We start from the raw sequence: 17,528 nt of genomic DNA, 5'->3' as shown, positions 1-17,528 counted from the left end.
CCTCTGCCTCAGCTGTCCGCCGGAGGTATGGCACCCAGGGCGACCCAGGCGTCGTCGTCCATCCAGCCGGGAATGCCGTTCTCGCCGTTGACGCCCTTCTCGATGAACGCGATGTTCCGGCACACCCGCACGCTGACCACCTGGCTCTGCGTGATGGTGGGCGCCTCTGCGATTCGCGGCTCCTGCTCGTTGTGGTGGATGTCGTCCAGCAGCCGCTTCAGCAGGCCGACCGTGGTGTCCGGGCCGGCGACCGGTCCCGCGGTCCCCCCGCACCTGGGGATGTAGGAGGTCTGCATGTCCTCGATGACGTACAGACCGCCGGGACGGACGTACGGGAACAGCGCGTCGAACGAGGTCCGGACGTGTTCGTTCTCGTGGCTGCCGTCGTCGATGACGATGTCGAAGGGCCCGTGCTCCTCCGCGATGGCGGTCAGCGCGGCCGGATCCGACTGGTCCCCGGTGAGCGCGGTCAGCCGGCCCTGATTGAGCGCGGACTTGTCGAACAGGTCGAGCCCGTAGATCAGCCCACGGTGGAAGTACTTCTTCCACATCTTCAGCGACGCGCCGCCGAGTTGCCCGTCGAAGCCGCCGATGCCGATCTCCAGCAGCCGTACGGGCTGGTCCCGGTACCTGGCGAACTGCTCCTCGTAGTGGCCGGTGTACCAGTGGAAGCTGGCCCACTTGTCGGATCCGTACGCCACCGAGAGCTTGCCCAGGTCGTCCTGGGGCACCGTGCACCCCGAGAACAGGGTCCCGGACGCCTGGTTGGTCGACGTCAGGATCCCCGGCAGCTCCGCCAGGTCGGCGGGGCGCGTCGGCAGGAAGGTGTCGGTGAAGTCGCCGAGGCGACGCTGGCCGGTCCGCCCGTACAGCCGGCGGACCAGGTCCACCGCGCCGATGCCGATCTCCCGCCGGATCGACGTGTCGTCGCCGTCCACGACGTCGATCGGCCGGTCCCGGGCGATCCGGAAGACGATCCGGCGCTGTTCGCTGCCGTGCGTGACGTTCATCGCGATGTCGACGGGCACCGGATTCACCGGCGCGTCGCACCGGAACAGGATCTCGTCGACGAGGACGTCGACGACGGCGTCCAGGCCCGCCTCCTTCAGCAGGGTGGAGATCTCCAGGTCGGACCCGGCCCCCCGCTCGGCGAGGCGCCCGGCCAGTCGACGGTCGACGGTCATGCCGTCTCCGGGGTGGCCTGGTCGCTCTTCCGGGCCCACTTGAGCAGTTGAGCGGCCGGATCGAAACTGGCCGGCTCGGCCAGCGGGATCACCTCGAACTTCAGATGCGGGCTGACCGGATTGTCGTAGAGCACCGCGAGCAACTCCTCGTGCGAGGCGACGTCGTAGATGTTGAGGCCACCGGACGCGCCGACCCGGATCCAGCTGTGCCGGATGACCCCCTTGTCCACCAGGGCCTTCGTGTAGGCGAAGCCTTCCGGCAGCCGCTCCCGGAACTCCTTCGCCTCACCGGCGGCCGGCGCCTGGGTCGCCAGCACCGCAAAGAGCGCCATCTCTCCTCCTCGTATCTAGCCGAACACGGGAAACGTATGGTCCGGGCCAGTCGGCACGCTCGAGCCCGACTCGAGTCGACTCACCGCGACCCCGGTCGGGGCCTCCGGTGCCGTCCGGTCATCTCCTCGATGACCGGCACGACCGCGCCGGGGCTCGGCTCGGCCAGGATCTCCGCCTGGAGCCGGTGGGACTCCTCGCGGAAGGACGGTTTCGTCAGGAGCTGTTCCAGACCGTCGCGCAGCGCCGCCGCCGTCAGCTCGTGCGGCGGCAGGAAGATCCCGGCCCCGAGGTCCGCCAGTCGCCGGGCCCGGTAGACGTTGTCCCACATGCCGGCGACCACGAGCTGGGGCACGCCGCTGACGGCCGCGGTGGACCAGGTCCCGACGCCGCCGTGGTGGACCACCGCCGAACAGGTCGGCAGCAGGGCCTGCAGGGGTACGAAGTCCGTCACGCGGACGTTGTCGGGCAGTCGGGTCGACTCGGCGAGCTGCCCGGCGTCGAACGTCGCCACGATCTCCGCGTCCAGCCCGGCGACCGACTCGAAGAGCTGGTCCACCGAGACCATGTTCGGGTAGGGCAGGTCGCGGGAGGTGATACCGAGGGTCAGGCAGATCCTCGGCCGGTCGGCCGGCGTACGGAGCCACTGCGGTATCACCGACGGCCCGTTGTACGGCACGTACCGCACCGGCACCGACGGTCGCCCCAGGTCCAGTCGGACGCTCCTGGGCATCTGGTCGATGTTCCACTGCCCGGTCACGACCTCCTCGTCGAAGGCGCAGCCGAACCGGTCCAGGGTCCAGGACAGCCACTCCTCCAGCGCGTCGTCGTGCAGTTCCTCGGGCAGCAGATCCGTCTGCCGCCGGAACGTCTGCCGCGTCTGCAGGAACAGGTCCGGTCCCCAGAGCAGGCGGGCGTGGGCGGCGCCGGTCGCTCGGGCGGCCACCGCCCCGGCGAACGTGAACGGCTCCCAGACCACCAGGTCCGGCTCCCAGAACCGGGCGTAGTCGACCAGCTCGTCGACCATCGAGTCGTTGTTGGCCTGGGCGTAGAAGGTGGCCGTCAACAGTGTGTTGGCGCCCTTCAGTTCGGTGTAGCCGCCGCCGCGTTCACCGGTGAAGTCGATGTCGCGGTAGAAGCCGGTCAGCTCCGCTCCGAGTTCGCGGACCAGTTCGTGATGGGTATGGTCCGTGCCCACCGGCGCCGCGACCAGCCCGGCGCGGGTGATGATCTCGGTCAACGCCGGATGACTCGCGACGTGGACCTCGTGCCCGGCTGCCCGGAGCGCCCAGGCCAGCGGCACGGTGTTGTTGAAGTGCGCTTCGACCGCCAGGGACGTCATGAGAACGCGCATGGGACAGGAGTCCTTCCAGAGGGGACGAACGTCGCGGGAGGCAGATCTCAGGCGGTCACGGGCAACCGCGTGATCGCGTGGGTCACGGGAGCGCGCAGCCGGCGTACGACGGGCCCGCGCCGGCGGATCCGCGGGCACCGGATGGCCAGGACGCGCAACATCGCGGCCGCCGAGGTACGCGCCAGCGGCGCGACCGCGTCGAGGTACGGCGCACCGGTCAGCGAGAGGTGCGCCGCCGGGGGCGTCCTGAACGGGTCGAACCGGTCGAGGTCCGCGCCGCGTCGGGGGTCGCGGTTGGCTGCCTCGACGTTCACCACGACCTCGGTGCCGGCGTCGATCGGCTGGCCGGCGAGTTCGAGGTCGGTTCGGGCGATGCGGCTCTCCAGCCGGATCGGCGGATCGTGTCGCAGCGTCTCCTCCACCACGCGGCCGGCGAACGCCGGGTCCTCGCCCAGCGTTCGCCACGCGACAGGGTGGTCGAGCAGGGCCTGCACCGCGTTCGCGACGAGGTCGACCGCCACCTCCACGCCGACCAGGCAACTCACCGTCGTGGCGGCGATGTGGTCGTCGTCCGCGCCGGGGAGCTTGCGGAGCAGGGATTCCAGGCCGTCGACCGCGTCGATCACCGCCCGGGCGCGGGCGAGCCTCGGCGGGGCCAGTCGGGCGTCGAGAACCGGCGCGGCGGCGGTGCAGAACCGGCTGAACGCGGCCCGGTCCGCCTCCGGCACTCGGTGGAGGTCCCCGACGATCGCGATCATCACCGGACGCAGCAGGTCGGTGACGAGGTCGAACTCGTCACCGATCCGCTCGAGCCCGTCGGCACAGGCGTGCTCGACCGCGCCGCCGTCCGGACACCGTTCGGACCCGGTCCACGGCCGTTCCCGCGCCTCCTCGGGCAGCCCGAGAAGGGCGACCCGCCGACGGAGCTCGTGCCCGTCGGCGGCGTCGTCCGGTGTGCCGGGAGTGATCCGCCGATCGTGGAGGATCTCGTGACCGAGCAGGAAGTCGCCGGTCACCCAGGCGCCGTTGCGGCTGCGCTGGAGTGGCCCCAGCTCATGGAGCCTTTCGAGGAGCGCGCCGCGATTCTCGTCTTCCGCGCGTAGCAGAACCGAGTGCGGGTCGCTGCCGTGTGCGTACAACCATTGCATTCCGCGCTCGGTCATCAGGGACCGACCGAGCTCACTGTCCGTCTGTGTCAGCACCCTTCCACTGTGTGTCGCGGCGCTCGAATCACACTTGGAATGGCCTCAAACTGCCGGGGCGTCATTTTGAGCGCCACTCCACCCGTATCCGAGAAACGAATCGTACCGTGTTGGTGGCTGTCAGGTTTCAGTCAGCACCGCTCAATACGTTCGGGCGCGACCCCAACTGGAGCTGCTGAGACTGCCCGCGAGCGGACGGACCACGTGGAGGTCCTGGTCGAATTCGGTGTCGGAATTGAGAATCGCCTGGTAGGCACGCTGCACCTGCGACTCGGGTTCCAGGCCCAGTTCGTCGATGAGGTTGCGCCGTAACCGGTGGAAGACCTCGAGCGCCTGCGCACGCCGGCCACCGAGGTGCAGCGCACGCATGTATTGCGCCTGCAGGCCCTCGTGCAACGGATTCTCGGCGGTGAGCGCGGCCAGTTCGGTCAGCACCTCGCGGTACATCCCGAGCCGCAACTTGGCACCCACCAGATATTCCGTCACCATCAGTCGGGATTCCTCCAGCTCACGGCGCTTGGACTCGAGCACCCGCCCCAGTGGCACGTCGACCAGGGCCGCGCCCCGCCACAGCCGGAGCGCCTCGGTCAGGCGCATCATCCCGGTGAGATCGTCGCCGTCACCCAGCGCCGACCAGCCGGCCGAGACCAGCTTGTCGTACTCGCGCACGTCCAGCACGCTGGCATCGCTTCTGAACATGTAGCCCCCGACGCGGGTGACCAGGACTTCCTTCGTGATCTCGGCGGCGGGCCGGCCGGTCGCCGCGACGAAGGTCTTCCGCAGGTTCAGGATGTAGGTCTGCAGGGTGGTCAGCCCGCTGACCGGAGGCTCGTCCTCCCACAATTCCGAGATCAACGCGGATACCGGAACCACCTGATCCGCGTGGACCAGAAGCATCGCGAGAACATTGCGCGGTTTCCGCGCGCTGGGCGTTTTGTTGACCGAGTTGGAAAGAACGGACAGTGGACCCAGGACTCCCAGATTCATAACTGTCGCCGGACCTTCAAATCCCACAGCGTCCCCCGAGTTCAAATGTGATGGAAAGGAAGAACCATGCGTTCCGGCAAAAGTACCATGGGGCGGCGCGTGACGCGAGTACCACTCAGCGCGCAAGTCCTATCTCCGCTCCAAAATGGCCTTGACAGCCTTCTATTGATATGAGCCAGTCGCGTTTGTCAAGCGCCCTCTGTCGACGCTGCTGTGAAACCGACCACACCCCTCTCCCGGCGCCATCGACCATGCCGCAGGTCGCCCATTCGGCAGACCTCCGCCGCCTCGCCGGGCAGCCTCCGGACCGGGAGTGCACACGACGACACGCGACCAGCGGACCCGCCCCGGTGCGCCCGCCCGGGCAGCCGGAGGCGAGCTCCCCGCAAGTGGCGCAGCAAGTGGCGCGGCGACCGGGTCCGGTCGCCGCGCCTGCGCGGACAGGGATGGACAAGCCGGCGTCCGCGGCCCTCGTCACCGCAGCTCACCGCAGTACGACCGATGTCGACCATGCCGCTTCCCGGTCGGCCGCGCCATCGCCCCGCAACGGCTCGGAGCAGCCTCAGGAACTCTCGACCATGGTCAGATTGACCAGCCGCACCAGTTCGCGCGGGGTCCCGGCCGACAGCACCACGTCATCGGCCAGCACCACCCCGTAGTCAATCTTGATACGACCCGCAGTCTCCATCATCGCGATCGAGTCGTACCCGAGACTGCCGAACTCCACGTCCAGGATGTCGCCATCGAGGGCCGACTCGTCATCCTCACCCGCACATTCCCGCAAAATCGTTGTGAGATCGTCCACCGTGAATTCGTTCATTCTCTGCGCCCTTCTCGGTCAGATCGGAATGCGTCACCTCGTCACGACCATGGCGGCGTTGAAGCCGCCGTGACCTCGAGCCACCACCAGGGCCGCCGAGACCGGCCGCCGGCGCGGCTGCGTCACCAGGTCGAGCTGGTAGTCCGGCACCGGGCTGGTGACGTTGACGGTCGGGGGAATCTCCCCGTGCCGCAGGGTCAGCAGTGCGGTGGCCAGGTCCAGGGCCGCCCCACCGGCGCTGAGGCGGCCGGTCATCGTCTTGGGCACGGTCACCGACACGCCGTACGGTCCGAACACCGACAGCAGGGCCTCCGCCTCCACCCGGTCGCGTTCCGGCACCCCGGCGCCGTCGGCGAAGACCACGTCGATCCGGCTCGGTTCGAGCCCGGCGTCCTCCAGCGCGAGTTCGATCGCCCGGCGCAGCGTCGACGGCCGCTCCGACCGCGGCGGCGGGTCGAACGTCGCGGCGTACCCGGCTATCTCGCCGTACCGGGACCGTACGCCCCGAGCCCGCGCCCCCTGCTCGGTCTCCAGCACGAAGAGCGCGCCACCGTCGCCGGGTACGTAGCCCGCCGCCTGGACGTCGAAGGGAAGGAAGGCCCGGTCGGGATCCTCGGACCTGCTGATGCCGCCGCCCGAGAGCTGCGCGACCCATCCCCACGGACAGGGTGATCCGTCGACGGCGCCGGAGACCATCACCGGCGTGCCACCGCGCACCTGCCGGCGAGCCTGCGCCACCGCGTCGAGCCCGCCCGCCTGCTCGGTGACCAGCACACCGTTCGGGCCCCGCATCCCGTGCCGGATCGCGATCTGGCCGGTGTTCACCGCGTAGAACCAGGCGAAGGACTGGTAGGCGCTGACGTGTTCCGGCCCCCTGCTCCACAACTTCTCCAGCTCCCGGTGGCCGAACTCGAAGCCGCCGGCCGAACTGGCCGTCACCACCCCCATGCCGAACTCCGGCAGCGCGGCCTGGTCGACCGCCGCCTCCTCGAGCGCCCAGTCCGCCGCCACCAGGGACAGCCGGGTCATGTGGTCGGTCTGCGGCAACAGCCGCCCCGGCAGGTGCTCCCCCGGTACGAAGTCCCTGATCTCCCCGGCGAGCCGGCTGGAGTACCCGGCCGGGTCGAAGGCGGTGATCCGGCCGATCGCGGTCCGCCCGGCGAGCGTGTTCTCCCAGTGCCGGCGGGCACCCAGACCGGTTGGCGCCACCACGCCCATGCCGGTCACCACGACGGCGCTCATCGCCCCACCCGGTCGGGCCTGGCCAGCACCATCGCACTCTGGAAGCCACCGAACCCGCTGCCCACGGTCAGTGCGACGTCGACCCGGTGCTCCCGCGCCACCAGTGGCACGTAGTCCAGGTCGCACACCGGATCCGGATCATGCAGGTTCGCGGTGGGTGGCACCACCCCGTTCTCCATCGCCAACACGCACGCGGCGATCTCGAGGGAGCCGATGGCTCCCAGGGAGTGGCCGATCATGGACTTGATGGAGCTGACCGGAGTCTCGTAGGCGCGCGACCCCAGACTCAGCTTGAAGGCCGCCGTCTCGTGACGATCGTTCTGGACGGTGCCGGAACCGTGTGCGTTGATGTAGTCGATGTCGCCCGGCTCCACCGCAGCACGGGCCATGGCCACGGTGATGGCCTCGGCCATCTCCCTGCCGTCCGGCCGAAGGCCGGTCATGTGGAAGGCGTTGCTCCGCGTCGCGAAGCCGGCGACCTCCGCGTAGATGTGCGCACCGCGCCGACGGGCCCGTTCGTACTCCTCCAGCACGAACATGGCGGAGCCCTCACCCAGCACGAACCCGTTCCGGCTCCGGTCGAACGGCCGCGACGCCGTGGCCGGGTCGTCGTTTCGGGGGGTGGTCGCCCTGATCGCGTCGAAGCAGGCGACGGTGATCGGCGAGATCGGCGCGTCGGAGGCGCCGGCCACCATCACGTCCGCCAGACCGTCCGCGACCAGCTCCACCGCCTGACCGACCGAGTCCAGCCCCGAGGTGCAGCCGGTGGAGACGGTCGCCACCGGGCCCTCCGCGCCGACCTCCCAGGCGACCTCGGCGGCGATGGAGCTCGGTACGAAGTAGTCGAACAGGTGCGGCACCGCGTAGCTCTCGTCGACGTGCCAGCTCCGCCCACCGTCACTGACGACCCGGTACTCCTCCTCCAGGCCCATCGTGCAGCCGACCGCACTGCCGACGGTGACCCCGGTACGCGCCGGATCGACCGCCCGCAGGTCCAGTCCGCTGTCCTGCACGCACTCCCGGGCACTCGCCACCGCCAACTGGGTGGCCCGGTCCATCCGCCGGATCTGTTGTGGGCTGAACCCTTCGAGCTCCGGGTCGAAGTCGCACTCCGCGGCGACCTGCGAGCGGAACGGACTCGGATCGAAGAAGGAGATCCGGCCGGTGGCCGTCCGCCCCTCGGAAATCAGATCCCAGAACTGCTTGGCCCCGTTGCCGCCGGGGGCGACGAGTCCCACTCCGGTAATCACGACACGACGCTTCATCTCTGCCTGACCTCGTAACGGTTGGGCGGGCGGCCGTGGCCGCCATGATCTACCGCGCGGCTGGGTCCCCCGGTCCGACGGACCGGGGGTGGCGTCGCGGTCACTTCACCGAGTAGGCCTGGCGAGGCACGTACATGTTGGCCTCGTTGGTGCAGCGCGCCCGGATCTCCCTCGCGTGGGACTGGAAGTCCGGGTGGGAGACCGCCCTGCGCCAGGACTCGACATCCGTCCAGAGGGCGACGTTGACGTAGCGGTTCTGCTTGTCGTCGTCGATGTTGCGGGACAACGTGTACTGGATGAAGCCCGGCTGGGCGGCCATGAACTCCGAGATCTCCGCGAACACCCGCTCGAACTCCTCCGGCGGGCTGGACACGGTGAACGTGTTGACGAAGGTCACCGCTTCCGGGACGGTGACGTCGTACTTGGTGGTCGGCATCTGCTGCACCCCTCGTCGCTCTCGGTGGAACCCGTTTCACTGACGGCAACGCTGCCCGATGTCTCTTGCGGGTCGCTCGACTTTCGCTCGGCACGCCCTCAGGTGACGCTCAATCCCCCGTCGACCGCGAGGACCGTCCCCGTCGCGTAGCCGGCCGCCGGATCGGTGAGCTGCCGCACCCACCAGGCGATCTCCTCCGGCTGTCCGACCCGCCCGAGCGGAGCGAGCTTGCTGATCTGGGCGAGGAAACCCTCGTACTCCTGCGGGGTGGAACCCGAGCGGATGCCCATACCGGTCGCGATCACTCCGGCGGCGACAGCCACGACGCGCACCCCCCGCGGGGCGAACTCGACCGCCCACGTCCTGGTGAGGAAGTCGATGGCCACCTTGCCGGCGCCGTAGATCGACAGGTACGGCCAGGCCCGGCGGCCCAGGGAACCGGCGCTGCTCAGGTTCACCACCGTGCCGTTGGTCTCGGCGAGCGCGGGGAGCGCCTGCTGGGTGAGGAAGATCGGGGCGAGGAGATTCACCTCGAGCTGCTCGGTGGCGCTGCGGCGGTCGATCTGCCCGACCGGTGCCGGTACGGCGATCCCGGCGTTGTTGACCAGCACGTCGAGCCTGCCGAACTCGCGCAGCGCGGTGCTGACGATCACCTCGGCGGCGCCCGGGTCGGTGATGTCGACAGCCAGCGTGCGGATGTTCGGCCGGTCGAGCGCGGTCTCGGCGAGTGTCCGCTCCGTACGCCCCACGACCAGCACCTGGTCGCCCTGCTCGGCGAACCCTTGCGCGGTGGCCCGGCCGATGCCCGTACCACCACCGGTGACGATGACACCGCGTGCGGCGGTGTTGTACCTGGAGTCGCTCACGGCGAGGAAGCTACCCATGGGCGCTCGAGCCGGGGTCGACCCGAAGTTGGTCGTCGCGGGTGACCACCCGCTCACGGATCTTCAGCGCGCCGTCCCGGCGCACCAGCACGTCCTCGCAGACGCACATGGCGTGCAGGTGCGAGCCGCCGTCCGGTCCGGTGCGCACCACCTGCACGTACGCCCGGACGAACAGTTCGGCGTCGGGGCCCGGCCGTACCGACATCATGGTGTGGCACCGGCGGTACCGCACTCCCTCGGCCGCCTGTGCGTCGGCCGCCTTCCGCAGGCCGGCGCGGAGGTTCGCCCGCCCCCGGACCGGCTCGGCGATCTTCGGCGGGGACACCAGCGAGGCGTCCTCGGTGAAGGTCAGCGCCACCTCCTCCGCCCGCCCCTCGTCCATCGCCTGGATGTGCTCGGCGTAGAACTGCAGCACCTCCGCGTAGGTCCGTTCGAATGCCTGCTGCGCCGTCGTCAAGGACATGCTCCTCATCTCCGCAGTGGTACGCCGGGGACGGATCTCCCCGGACGGCAACGTTCCACAGTGGTTTCGAGTCCTGCTCGAGGCGGGTGTACAGCGAGGCTCCAACGGGCCTGGCTCAGCTCCCGGGACCATTCCCGGCGACGGCGCAGCCGACACACCCACCGGAGGCAGCAGTGCGCATCATCGATCTGTCCTCACCCGTGGACGCCCGGGCCCACGAGCCCGACCCCGTGGTCCACGAGGTGCTCACCCCGCGGGCGGGTGCCCTGCACATGAGTTCCGAGATGCGCGAGCACTTCGGCATCGACTTCGATCCGGACGTGCTGCCGGAGGGCGAGTTCCTCTCGCTCGACCGGATCTCCCTCACCACGCACACCGGCACCCACGTCGACGCTCCGTCGCACTACGGATCCCGGTGCACCTACGGGACCGGCACCCCGCGGCACATCGACGAGCTGCCGCTCGACTGGTTCCACGGCCCCGGTGTCGTGCTCGACGTGACCGACGCCCCGACCGGGGTGATCGGCGCCGCCCGGTTGGAGAAGGAGTTCGCCCGGATCGGGCACACCCCGTCCGCGGGGGAGATCGTGCTGCTGCACACCGGCGCCGACCAGCGGGTGGGGACCCCGGAGTACTTCACGGACTTCGCCGGCCTCGACGGTCCCGCCGTCCACCTGTTGCTGGATCTCGGGGTGAAGGTGATCGGCACCGACGCCTTCAGCCTGGACGCGCCGTTCGGCGACATCATCCGGCGGTACCAGCGGACGGGCGACCGGTCCGTGCTGTGGCCCGCGCACTTCGCCGGCCGGGACCGGGAGTACTGCCAGATCGAGCGCCTGGCCAACCTCGGCACGCTGCCCCACCCGTACGGGTTCGACGTCTCGTGCTTCCCGGTGAAGATCACCGGCGGCGGCGCGGGATGGACGAGGGCGGTGGCGTTGCTGGCCGACTGAGCGTGGTCCACCGAGGTTCCACAGGTACTCGAGCCACAACGGCGAATCTCAGGCCAGCAGGCGCTGAACGTTTCCACCCGATCCCGGAGGTACCGCACCGTGCCGACTCTGAACAAGGACACCATCCAGCACACCGCGACGGTTGCCGCACCCGCGACCCTGGTGTTCGACCTGGTCGCCGACCTGGGTAGCTGGCCGCAGTTCCACGGCCCGTCCGTGCACGCGGAACCGCTCGGCGCCGACGAGCACGGGCAGCTCTTCCGGCACTGGTGGGTGATCGACGACCACACCGTGCGGACCTGGCAGGCGAGCTGGCACTTCGATCGTGAGCAGTTGCGGATCCGCTACGAGTTCGCGCCGCACCAGCCCGGCGCGGCCGGCGCGCGGGGCGAGTGGATCCTGCACCCGTCGTCCGACTCGTCCACCGAGGTCCGGTTGGAGCAGGCCGCGGCGGGTGACGGCAGCTACGACGCGGCCGGCGCGGAGCGGGAACTGCGGGAACTGCTCAACGCCGTCCGCACGGCCGCGGAGCACGACGAGGAACGGCGGGACCTGGTCGTCGACTTCGAGGATCCGCTCTTCGTGGCCGGGTCGCTCGACGCCGCGTACGAGTACCTGTACGAGGCCGACAAGTGGCCGGAGCGCATCCCGCACGTCTCGCGGCTGGTGCTTGAGGAGCGGGTCCCGAACATCCAGTTCTTCGACATGGACACCCACACGCCGGACGGCTCGCCGCACACCACCCGGTCGGTGCGGATCTGCCTGCCCAACAACAAGATCGTCTACAAGCAGATCCACCTGCCGAAGCTGTTGGACGGCCACACCGGGCACTGGAGGTTCACGCCGACGCGGGAGGGCTTCATCCTCGGCGCCCGGCACACCGCGGTGATCAAGCCGTCCGCGCTGCCGATCCTCGGTGCGGACACCACGGTGCTGGACGCCCGCAAGTACCTGCGCCGGGTCCTCAGCGCGAACAGCATGAGCAATCTGCGGCTGGCGAAGGCGTACGCCGAGGAGCAGCACCATGCCTGAGCAGGTCGACACCAGTCCGACCCGCGGGGACGTCCTCGCCGGCACGGCCGTCTACGACCAGGAGTGGCTGTCGCAGTACGACAACGTCGTGCTCGACCGGATCTGCCGCCGGATCTGGCTCTGCGACAGCGCCGAGATGGTCCGGCTCTACGACCGGAACATCGGTGAGCGGCACCTCGACCTCGGGCCGGGCACCGGGTTCTTCCTCGACAGCTGCCGGCAACGCTCACCGCGGCCCCGGATCGCGCTGGTCGATCTCAACCCGACCGTGCTGGCCCAGTCGGCTGCCCGGTTACGGCGGTTCCAACCGGCCGTCTTCGAACGCGACGTGCTGTCGCCATTCGCGCTCGACGGCGAACAGTTCGACTCGGTGGGCATGAACTTCCTGCTGCACTGCCTGCCGGGCGGGATGCGCCACAAGGCAAGGGTGTTCGACCACGCCCGCGCACATGTCGTACCGGGCGGCCGGATCTTCGGCAGCACCGTGCCGGGAACCGGCGTCCCGCACAGCAGCGAGGCGCTGAGGCTGCTGGAGACCCTGAACGAGAAGCGGACCTTCGACAACGAGGGCGACTCGCTCCGCGGCCTGGAGGCGGAGCTGGCCAGCAGATTCACCGATTACGAAGTGACAGTACGAGGATCTGTCGCATTGTTCGAGGTGAGGCTGTAAGCCCAGCTCAGCGGCCCTGCGAACGCCCGGCGAAGAGCTATGTGAAATTTCGCCGGGACGTTGGTACGGTCGCTCGAGACCGCGGAGCACGAAGGAGCTTGCGTGAAGATCTTTGTGACCGGAGCTACGGGAACAGTCGGCCGCCACGTAGTCGACAGTCTGCTCGACCAGAAGGTGGAAGTACGCGCATTGACGCGGCGGCCGGAAACTGCCGGCCTGCCGTCCGGAGTCGACGTCGTGGCCGGCGACCTCGAAAAGCCGGACGCCCTCGCGGAGCATTTCGAGGGAATCGACCGACTGTATCTGGTGGTCGCCGGAGAAACGCAGAAAGTGGTGGACCTGGCCAAGCAGGCCGGCGTTCAGCGAATTGTGTTGCTCTCGTCCGCGAGCGCGGCGTTCGAGGGTGACCCGACCGGCGGTTTCCACCGCGCCGCGGAGTTGGTGGTCGAGAACTCCGGCGTCGGCTGGGCGCACGTCCGCCCCGGCATGTTCGCGGGGAACCTCTCGGACTGGGCCGAGGCGATCCGCACCGAGGCAGTGGTGCGGGCGCCGTACGACGCGGCACGGCAGGCGCCGGTCCACGAGGCGGACGTCGCCGAGGTGGCCGCCGCCGCGCTGGTCGCCGCCGACGAGGGGAAGATCTACACCGTGACCGGACCTGAGTCGCTCACCAAGAGCGAGCAGGTGCGGGCCCTCAGCGAGGGCGTAGGGCGGGAGATCCAGTTCGAGGAACTGACCCCGGACCAGTGGCGCGCGCACGTCAGGGACCAGATGCCGGAATTCGTCATCGACTGGCTGCTGGGCCTCTGGGCCAAGACGGTCGACAATCCGGAGCAGGTGCTGCCGACGGTCCAGGAGGTCCTCGGTCGGCCGGCCCGGACGCTGGTGCAGTGGGCGGCGGACCATCGGGACGAGTTCCGCTGATCGTCTACGGCATGACAAAGAGGTGAGAGCGGTGCAGCCGCCCTCACCTCTTTGTCGTCCGGGCCGGTGGACGCTCAGGGCGACGCCGGCGTGAACCTGGCCTCGTCCTGACGCCGTACGACGCGGGAGAGCCCTCCGGCCGCCACCAGGGATGCCAGGGTCGGCGCCGCTGCGTCCTGTGACAACAGGGCCGGGGCGTCGGTCAGCCACTCGATTCCGAATGCCGGATCGAGGGGATGGACCGTGCGCTCGGCGTCGGAGTTGTAGGCCGCAGACCTCAGACGGACGGTCACCGCCGTTTCGGTCAGCGCGCAGAAACCATGTCCCAGCCCTTGGGTAATGTACAGTCCGCAGCTTTTCCGGTCGTCCAGGATCACCGCGTCGGCGCAGCCGAAGGTGGGCGACCCCTCCCGCAGGTCGACCACCACCTCCTGCACGGCGCCGTTGATGCACATGACATATTTCGCCGCTCCGGGCGTGTCATCGGTGAAATAGATGCCGCGGACGGCCCCGCCCGTGGAGACGGAAAGACCGCCCCTGGTCAACGCCATTTCGTGGCCGAGATGCTCTTCCAGCACCTCGGACCGGCACCAGTCGAGACAGTCGTCCTGCACGTCGGTCCCGCGGCTCGGCGACATGAGCCAGGCACCCTCGATGGCAAGTCTCTCCACTTTCATGAAACAACCTCCGCTGGCATCCGGCATCGCTTCGGGAATTGGCTCCGACGCTGGCAGCCTACCGTTTTGCAAGCGGCCATGGCCCAGTGTGATTGCCGCATTTTCGTAGGGTGCCGGTCGCTCATGGATGCAATGTTGTGCCTGTTACCGAAGGCACGCACCCCGGGTGGCGCCGCCGGTCGGGCGCGTCGCGCTCTCGATGTCCCGCCGGAGCGCCGGTGCGGGCGGCACCGGTCGGGTCACCGGCGGCGACGACCCCGGGCCAGTCCGAACAGCACCAGCGCGGCCACGCCGAGCCCGACCACCCCGACCCCCACCGCGGCCGCACCGGACTCCCTGCGGCTCGCCGGCGCCGGCACCGCCCCCGTTCGGGTCCCCGGTCCGGCGGCGGAGGCCGGCGGAGCGGGCCGGGTCGCGGCGGCGGCCGGGGCGGACGGCAACGGATAGCGCAGGACCGTGGGTCGGGTGCCGGACGGCTGGTCGGCGGTCTCGGAGACGGTGAGCAGGAAGCGCCCGTCCCGGCTGTAGGTGACCGACTCGCCCTGCGGCTCGTCCGGAAGGGCAACCACGCGCGGCCGGCCGGTGGTCAACGCCGCGATCACATCCCCGCCGGGGACGTCGAACTCGAACGCGTCGGCGTAGCTGCGCAGCACCACCCGCCGCCGGTCGGGCGCGCTCGCCGCGCCGGTCACCAGCCGTCGACCGAAGAAGCCGAACGGGTTGCTGGTGCTGCTGTCGGGCAGCCGCACCGCACCGACCCGGGACAACGGCACGGTCGCCCCCGTGCGTAGCGGCGTCGCCGGGGCGTACAGTCCGGCGGCGCCGACCTGCTTGGTGACGATCAGCGGCCGGCCGTCCCCGGTGACCAGCAGCGCCTCGGCGTCGTGCGGGCCGTCCGGATAGGCCATCCGGTGCAGCGCCGGCCGCCGGATTCCCGGACGCAGCGTCCACACCGCGACCGTCTCCCGGGCCCGGTCGTTGTCGCCGATGTCGGCCACCCAGACCGTGCCGTCGGCGGTGACCGCCAGGTCCTCGGTGTCCCGGGGACGGGAGGGGAACCGCACGGTACGCACCACCGCGCAGTCCGCGTCGAGGAAGAAGATCCGGCGGTGGGACTCCTCGTCGCTGCCGTCGTTGACGGCGACGAAGCCGTCGTCCGTGGCGACCAGCCCCGAGATCTCGTCCAGCCGCTCGTCGGCCACCCGGCACACCGGCGTTCCGGGGGCCGGCGGCGCGGCCACCGCCGCACCGGGGGCGACCGTCAGGGCGACGACGACACCCGACGCGATCAGCACGGTACGCCACCGCCGGATCCCCGGGTCGAGTTCCCGCATGCCCGCCTCCTCCGCGCCGACCTGAAGAATGGCATCCCGAGACCCGGCGGTGTGGCCCCACCGGATACCCGCGACGTCGCACCTGCCGCCCGGCCGGCCCTGTGTCGCTGCCGGGCAACTCAGGGGCCGCCGGACCCGGCGGGGTACGTGAGCATCGGGACGGTGCCGTCGGACCAGGCCTTGAGGACGGGTTCGACGATGCGCCAGCCCTCCTCCGCCTCGTCGCCGCGGATGGACAGCGTGGGATCGCCGTGCAGGACACCCAGCAGGACGTGGGCGTAGGGCGGCAGTTGTTGGGCGGGGAAGCGCGCGTCGAGGTGGACGCGTTCCAGGCAGAACGGGTCGCCGCTGCCGTTGAGGTTGATGTCGAGGCTGATCGCGTCCGGGTCCAGACGCATGCGCAGCCGGTTCGCCGGTGCGGTGTCGGGAAAGGGCTGGTGCGGGACGGGCCGGAACCGCACGACGATCTCCCGACGCGCCTGACCGAGGGCTTTGCCGGTGCGCAGCCGGAACGGCACACCGGCCCAGCGCCAGTTGTCGACGTACACGGTGACCTCGGCGAAGGTCTCCGTGTCGCGACCAGGATCCACCCCGGGTTCGTCGACGTAGGCGGGCACCGACCTGCCGTCGACGCGGCCGGCGGTGTACCGGGCGCGGCGCGTCAACGCGCCCATCTGGTCCGCCGCCGGAGGGCGCACCGCGCGCAGCGCGTCGATCTTGCGGTCGCGCAGGTCCCGGTGGCCGGTGCTGGTCGGTGGTTCCATGGCGACGAGGGCGAGCAGTTGGAGCAGGTGGTTCTGGGTCATGTCCTTGAGCGCTCCGGCGCCGTCGTAGTAGCCGGCACGGCCCTTCAGCGCGACGGTCTCGTCCCAGACGATGTCGACGGACGCGATGTGCAGGGCGTTCCAGACCGGTTCGAAAACCCGGTTGGCGAAGCGCAGGCCGAGCACGTTGAGCACGGTCTGCTTGGCCAGGAAGTGGTCGACGCGGAACACGTCGTCCTCGGCGAAGCAGCCGTGGATGGTCTCGTTGAGCCGGCGGGCGTCGGCGAGATCGGCGCCGAAGGGCTTCTCCACGATCAGGCGACTGCCGGCCGGCAGGCCGCTCCCGGCCAGGGCTCGCACCGCGCCCTGGAAGATCGTGTTGGGCAGGGCGAGGTAGACCGCGGCCGGCCCGGTCAGGTCACCCAGCGCGGCGGCCAGCTGGGCCGCATCGGTGACGTCGGCGCTACGGTGACGCAGCCGATCCGTGACGCCGCGTACGTCCCGGGCACTCAGGTCGGGTGCCTTTCGGGCGAGCCGTGCCCGGGCGGCAGCGCGGAACTCCTCGTCGTCGCGCTCGTCCCGGTCGATGCCGAGGATGGTCTGCCGATCGTCGAGCAGCCCGGCGGCGTGCAGCCGGGCCACCGCGGGCAGCAGGTACCGGGCCGAGAGGTCCCCCGACGCGCCGAGGACGACCAGGTTCTGGATCATCGGGCGGCCCGTGCCGGGGGCCTGAACCGGTGACCGGGCGCCGGGGAGGTGTCGCAGCGGTGCTCCTGGCGGTCACCGCGTCCCCGGAGGGAGCGGGGACGGGTCACGGTCGGCCCGTTCACGATGTGGCTCCTCGAACTGTTCCGTGCGGGCCCGGACCCGCTGCCGACCGTCGACGGTGCGCCGACCGGGCGCCGGTGCCCGACGCCCGGATCCGCCCGCACGGCGCCGGCGCAGGCCCGTCCCGGCGCCCAGCGACGCGGACACTCCGAGGCGAAGTCAACGCCACCGCCGGTCTC

Annotated in this window: 18 protein-coding genes; 4 read left to right on the top strand and 14 right to left on the bottom strand. The window is 70.2% G+C overall.

What is annotated here, in order from left to right; translation table 11 throughout:
* Positions 1–8: 8 nt before the first annotated feature.
* The 11 genes from GA0070560_RS17350 to GA0070560_RS17300 all read right to left on the bottom strand — a co-directional run bounded on the left by GA0070560_RS17350 (position 9) and on the right by GA0070560_RS17300 (position 10,176).
* Positions 9–1,184, bottom strand: coding sequence for a class I SAM-dependent methyltransferase (locus GA0070560_RS17350; protein WP_091298427.1), 1,176 nt, complete (start codon positions 1,182–1,184; stop codon positions 9–11).
* Positions 1,181–1,516 carry a muconolactone Delta-isomerase family protein gene (locus tag GA0070560_RS17345; protein ID WP_091298423.1) on the bottom strand — a complete coding sequence of 112 codons (336 nt, stop codon included), beginning with the start codon at positions 1,514–1,516 and terminating at the stop codon, positions 1,181–1,183. The genes GA0070560_RS17350 and GA0070560_RS17345 overlap by 4 nt, the downstream gene beginning before the upstream one ends.
* Before the next feature lie 80 nt (positions 1,517–1,596).
* Complete coding sequence (locus tag GA0070560_RS17340) at positions 1,597–2,868, bottom strand: activator-dependent family glycosyltransferase (RefSeq protein WP_091298420.1); 1,272 nt, start codon at positions 2,866–2,868, stop codon at positions 1,597–1,599.
* Positions 2,869–2,915: 47 nt separating this feature from the next.
* Positions 2,916–4,070, bottom strand: coding sequence for a cytochrome P450 family protein (locus GA0070560_RS17335; protein ID WP_281184467.1), 1,155 nt, complete (start codon positions 4,068–4,070; stop codon positions 2,916–2,918).
* A gap of 141 nt (positions 4,071–4,211) precedes the next feature.
* A complete protein-coding gene (locus GA0070560_RS17330) occupies positions 4,212–5,057 on the bottom strand; it encodes an AfsR/SARP family transcriptional regulator (RefSeq protein WP_091298415.1) in 846 nt (281 codons plus the stop codon).
* A gap of 562 nt (positions 5,058–5,619) precedes the next feature.
* Positions 5,620–5,877, bottom strand: coding sequence for an acyl carrier protein (locus GA0070560_RS17325; protein WP_091298412.1), 258 nt, complete (start codon positions 5,875–5,877; stop codon positions 5,620–5,622).
* 33 nt (positions 5,878–5,910) lie between these two features.
* A complete protein-coding gene (locus GA0070560_RS17320) occupies positions 5,911–7,119 on the bottom strand; it encodes a ketosynthase chain-length factor (protein ID WP_091298409.1) in 1,209 nt (402 codons plus the stop codon).
* Positions 7,116–8,384, bottom strand: coding sequence for a beta-ketoacyl-[acyl-carrier-protein] synthase family protein (locus GA0070560_RS17315; protein ID WP_091298406.1), 1,269 nt, complete (start codon positions 8,382–8,384; stop codon positions 7,116–7,118). Before GA0070560_RS17315 ends, GA0070560_RS17320 begins: the two co-directional genes overlap by 4 nt.
* Positions 8,385–8,484: 100 nt before the next feature.
* Positions 8,485–8,820: an antibiotic biosynthesis monooxygenase family protein gene (locus tag GA0070560_RS17310; RefSeq protein ID WP_091298501.1), complete on the bottom strand. Its 336-nt coding sequence runs from the start codon at positions 8,818–8,820 to the stop codon at positions 8,485–8,487.
* A 98-nt stretch (positions 8,821–8,918) separates the two neighbouring features.
* On the bottom strand, positions 8,919–9,686 hold the full coding sequence (locus GA0070560_RS17305; RefSeq protein ID WP_245675564.1) for an SDR family NAD(P)-dependent oxidoreductase: 768 nt from the start codon (positions 9,684–9,686) through the stop codon (positions 8,919–8,921).
* A gap of 10 nt (positions 9,687–9,696) precedes the next feature.
* On the bottom strand, positions 9,697–10,176 hold the full coding sequence (locus GA0070560_RS17300) for a nuclear transport factor 2 family protein (RefSeq protein WP_245675563.1): 480 nt from the start codon (positions 10,174–10,176) through the stop codon (positions 9,697–9,699).
* Between the two features lie 164 nt (positions 10,177–10,340).
* Here GA0070560_RS17300 and GA0070560_RS17295 point away from each other — a divergent pair, with 164 nt between their 5' ends.
* From GA0070560_RS17295 to GA0070560_RS17280, 4 genes are all read left to right on the top strand, one after another.
* On the top strand, positions 10,341–11,120 hold the full coding sequence (locus GA0070560_RS17295; protein ID WP_091298397.1) for a cyclase family protein: 780 nt from the start codon (positions 10,341–10,343) through the stop codon (positions 11,118–11,120).
* 99 nt (positions 11,121–11,219) lie between these two features.
* The gene (locus GA0070560_RS17290; protein ID WP_211565880.1) at positions 11,220–12,152 is read left to right on the top strand and encodes an aromatase/cyclase; all 933 of its coding nucleotides are present in this window, start codon (positions 11,220–11,222) and stop codon (positions 12,150–12,152) included.
* Entirely contained in the window at positions 12,145–12,822 is a 678-nt protein-coding gene (locus GA0070560_RS17285; protein WP_091298394.1) for a class I SAM-dependent methyltransferase, read from the top strand. Before GA0070560_RS17290 ends, GA0070560_RS17285 begins: the two co-directional genes overlap by 8 nt.
* 60 nt (positions 12,823–12,882) lie before the next feature.
* The gene (locus GA0070560_RS17280; protein WP_245675562.1) at positions 12,883–13,746 is read left to right on the top strand and encodes an NAD(P)H-binding protein; all 864 of its coding nucleotides are present in this window, start codon (positions 12,883–12,885) and stop codon (positions 13,744–13,746) included.
* Positions 13,747–13,820: 74 nt separating this feature from the next.
* On the opposite strand, the gene GA0070560_RS17275 is transcribed toward GA0070560_RS17280, so the two are convergent.
* The 3 genes from GA0070560_RS17275 to GA0070560_RS17265 all read right to left on the bottom strand — a co-directional run bounded on the left by GA0070560_RS17275 (position 13,821) and on the right by GA0070560_RS17265 (position 17,229).
* Positions 13,821–14,423 carry a dTDP-4-dehydrorhamnose 3,5-epimerase family protein gene (locus tag GA0070560_RS17275; protein ID WP_091298384.1) on the bottom strand — a complete coding sequence of 201 codons (603 nt, stop codon included), beginning with the start codon at positions 14,421–14,423 and terminating at the stop codon, positions 13,821–13,823.
* 239 nt (positions 14,424–14,662) lie between these two features.
* The gene (locus GA0070560_RS17270) at positions 14,663–15,757 is read right to left on the bottom strand and encodes an NHL repeat-containing protein (protein ID WP_091298381.1); all 1,095 of its coding nucleotides are present in this window, start codon (positions 15,755–15,757) and stop codon (positions 14,663–14,665) included.
* Positions 15,758–15,876: 119 nt separating this feature from the next.
* Positions 15,877–17,229 (bottom strand): glucose-6-phosphate dehydrogenase, encoded by a 1,353-nt coding sequence (locus GA0070560_RS17265; RefSeq protein WP_091298378.1) that lies wholly within the window; start codon positions 17,227–17,229, stop codon positions 15,877–15,879.
* Positions 17,230–17,528: the final 299 nt, after the last annotated feature.

This window comes from Micromonospora halophytica (assembly GCF_900090245.1).
Taxonomy (GTDB): Bacteria; Actinomycetota; Actinomycetes; order Mycobacteriales; family Micromonosporaceae; genus Micromonospora; species Micromonospora halophytica.
Note: the sequence above shows the minus strand (reverse complement) of the source record. Positions and strands in the feature narration are given on the sequence as shown.

What these genes read in the sequence shown, in the direction of transcription:
- GA0070560_RS17325 (WP_091298412.1), bottom strand. Translation starts at nt 5,877, where the DNA reads ATGAACGAATTCACGGTGGACGATCTCACAACGATTTTGCGGGAATGT.
- GA0070560_RS17270 (WP_091298381.1), bottom strand. Translation starts at nt 15,757, where the DNA reads ATGCGGGAACTCGACCCGGGGATCCGGCGGTGGCGTACCGTGCTGATC.
- GA0070560_RS17345 (WP_091298423.1), bottom strand. Translation starts at nt 1,516, where the DNA reads ATGGCGCTCTTTGCGGTGCTGGCGACCCAGGCGCCGGCCGCCGGTGAG.
- GA0070560_RS17315 (WP_091298406.1), bottom strand. Translation starts at nt 8,384, where the DNA reads ATGAAGCGTCGTGTCGTGATTACCGGAGTGGGACTCGTCGCCCCCGGC.
- GA0070560_RS17300 (WP_245675563.1), bottom strand. Translation starts at nt 10,176, where the DNA reads ATGAGGAGCATGTCCTTGACGACGGCGCAGCAGGCATTCGAACGGACC.
- GA0070560_RS17320 (WP_091298409.1), bottom strand. Translation starts at nt 7,119, where the DNA reads ATGAGCGCCGTCGTGGTGACCGGCATGGGCGTGGTGGCGCCAACCGGT.
- GA0070560_RS17285 (WP_091298394.1), top strand. Translation starts at nt 12,145, where the DNA reads ATGCCTGAGCAGGTCGACACCAGTCCGACCCGCGGGGACGTCCTCGCC.
- GA0070560_RS17330 (WP_091298415.1), bottom strand. Translation starts at nt 5,057, where the DNA reads ATGAATCTGGGAGTCCTGGGTCCACTGTCCGTTCTTTCCAACTCGGTC.
- GA0070560_RS17275 (WP_091298384.1), bottom strand. Translation starts at nt 14,423, where the DNA reads ATGAAAGTGGAGAGACTTGCCATCGAGGGTGCCTGGCTCATGTCGCCG.
- GA0070560_RS17265 (WP_091298378.1), bottom strand. Translation starts at nt 17,229, where the DNA reads ATGATCCAGAACCTGGTCGTCCTCGGCGCGTCGGGGGACCTCTCGGCC.
- GA0070560_RS17340 (WP_091298420.1), bottom strand. Translation starts at nt 2,868, where the DNA reads ATGCGCGTTCTCATGACGTCCCTGGCGGTCGAAGCGCACTTCAACAAC.
- GA0070560_RS17350 (WP_091298427.1), bottom strand. Translation starts at nt 1,184, where the DNA reads ATGACCGTCGACCGTCGACTGGCCGGGCGCCTCGCCGAGCGGGGGGCC.
- GA0070560_RS17310 (WP_091298501.1), bottom strand. Translation starts at nt 8,820, where the DNA reads ATGCCGACCACCAAGTACGACGTCACCGTCCCGGAAGCGGTGACCTTC.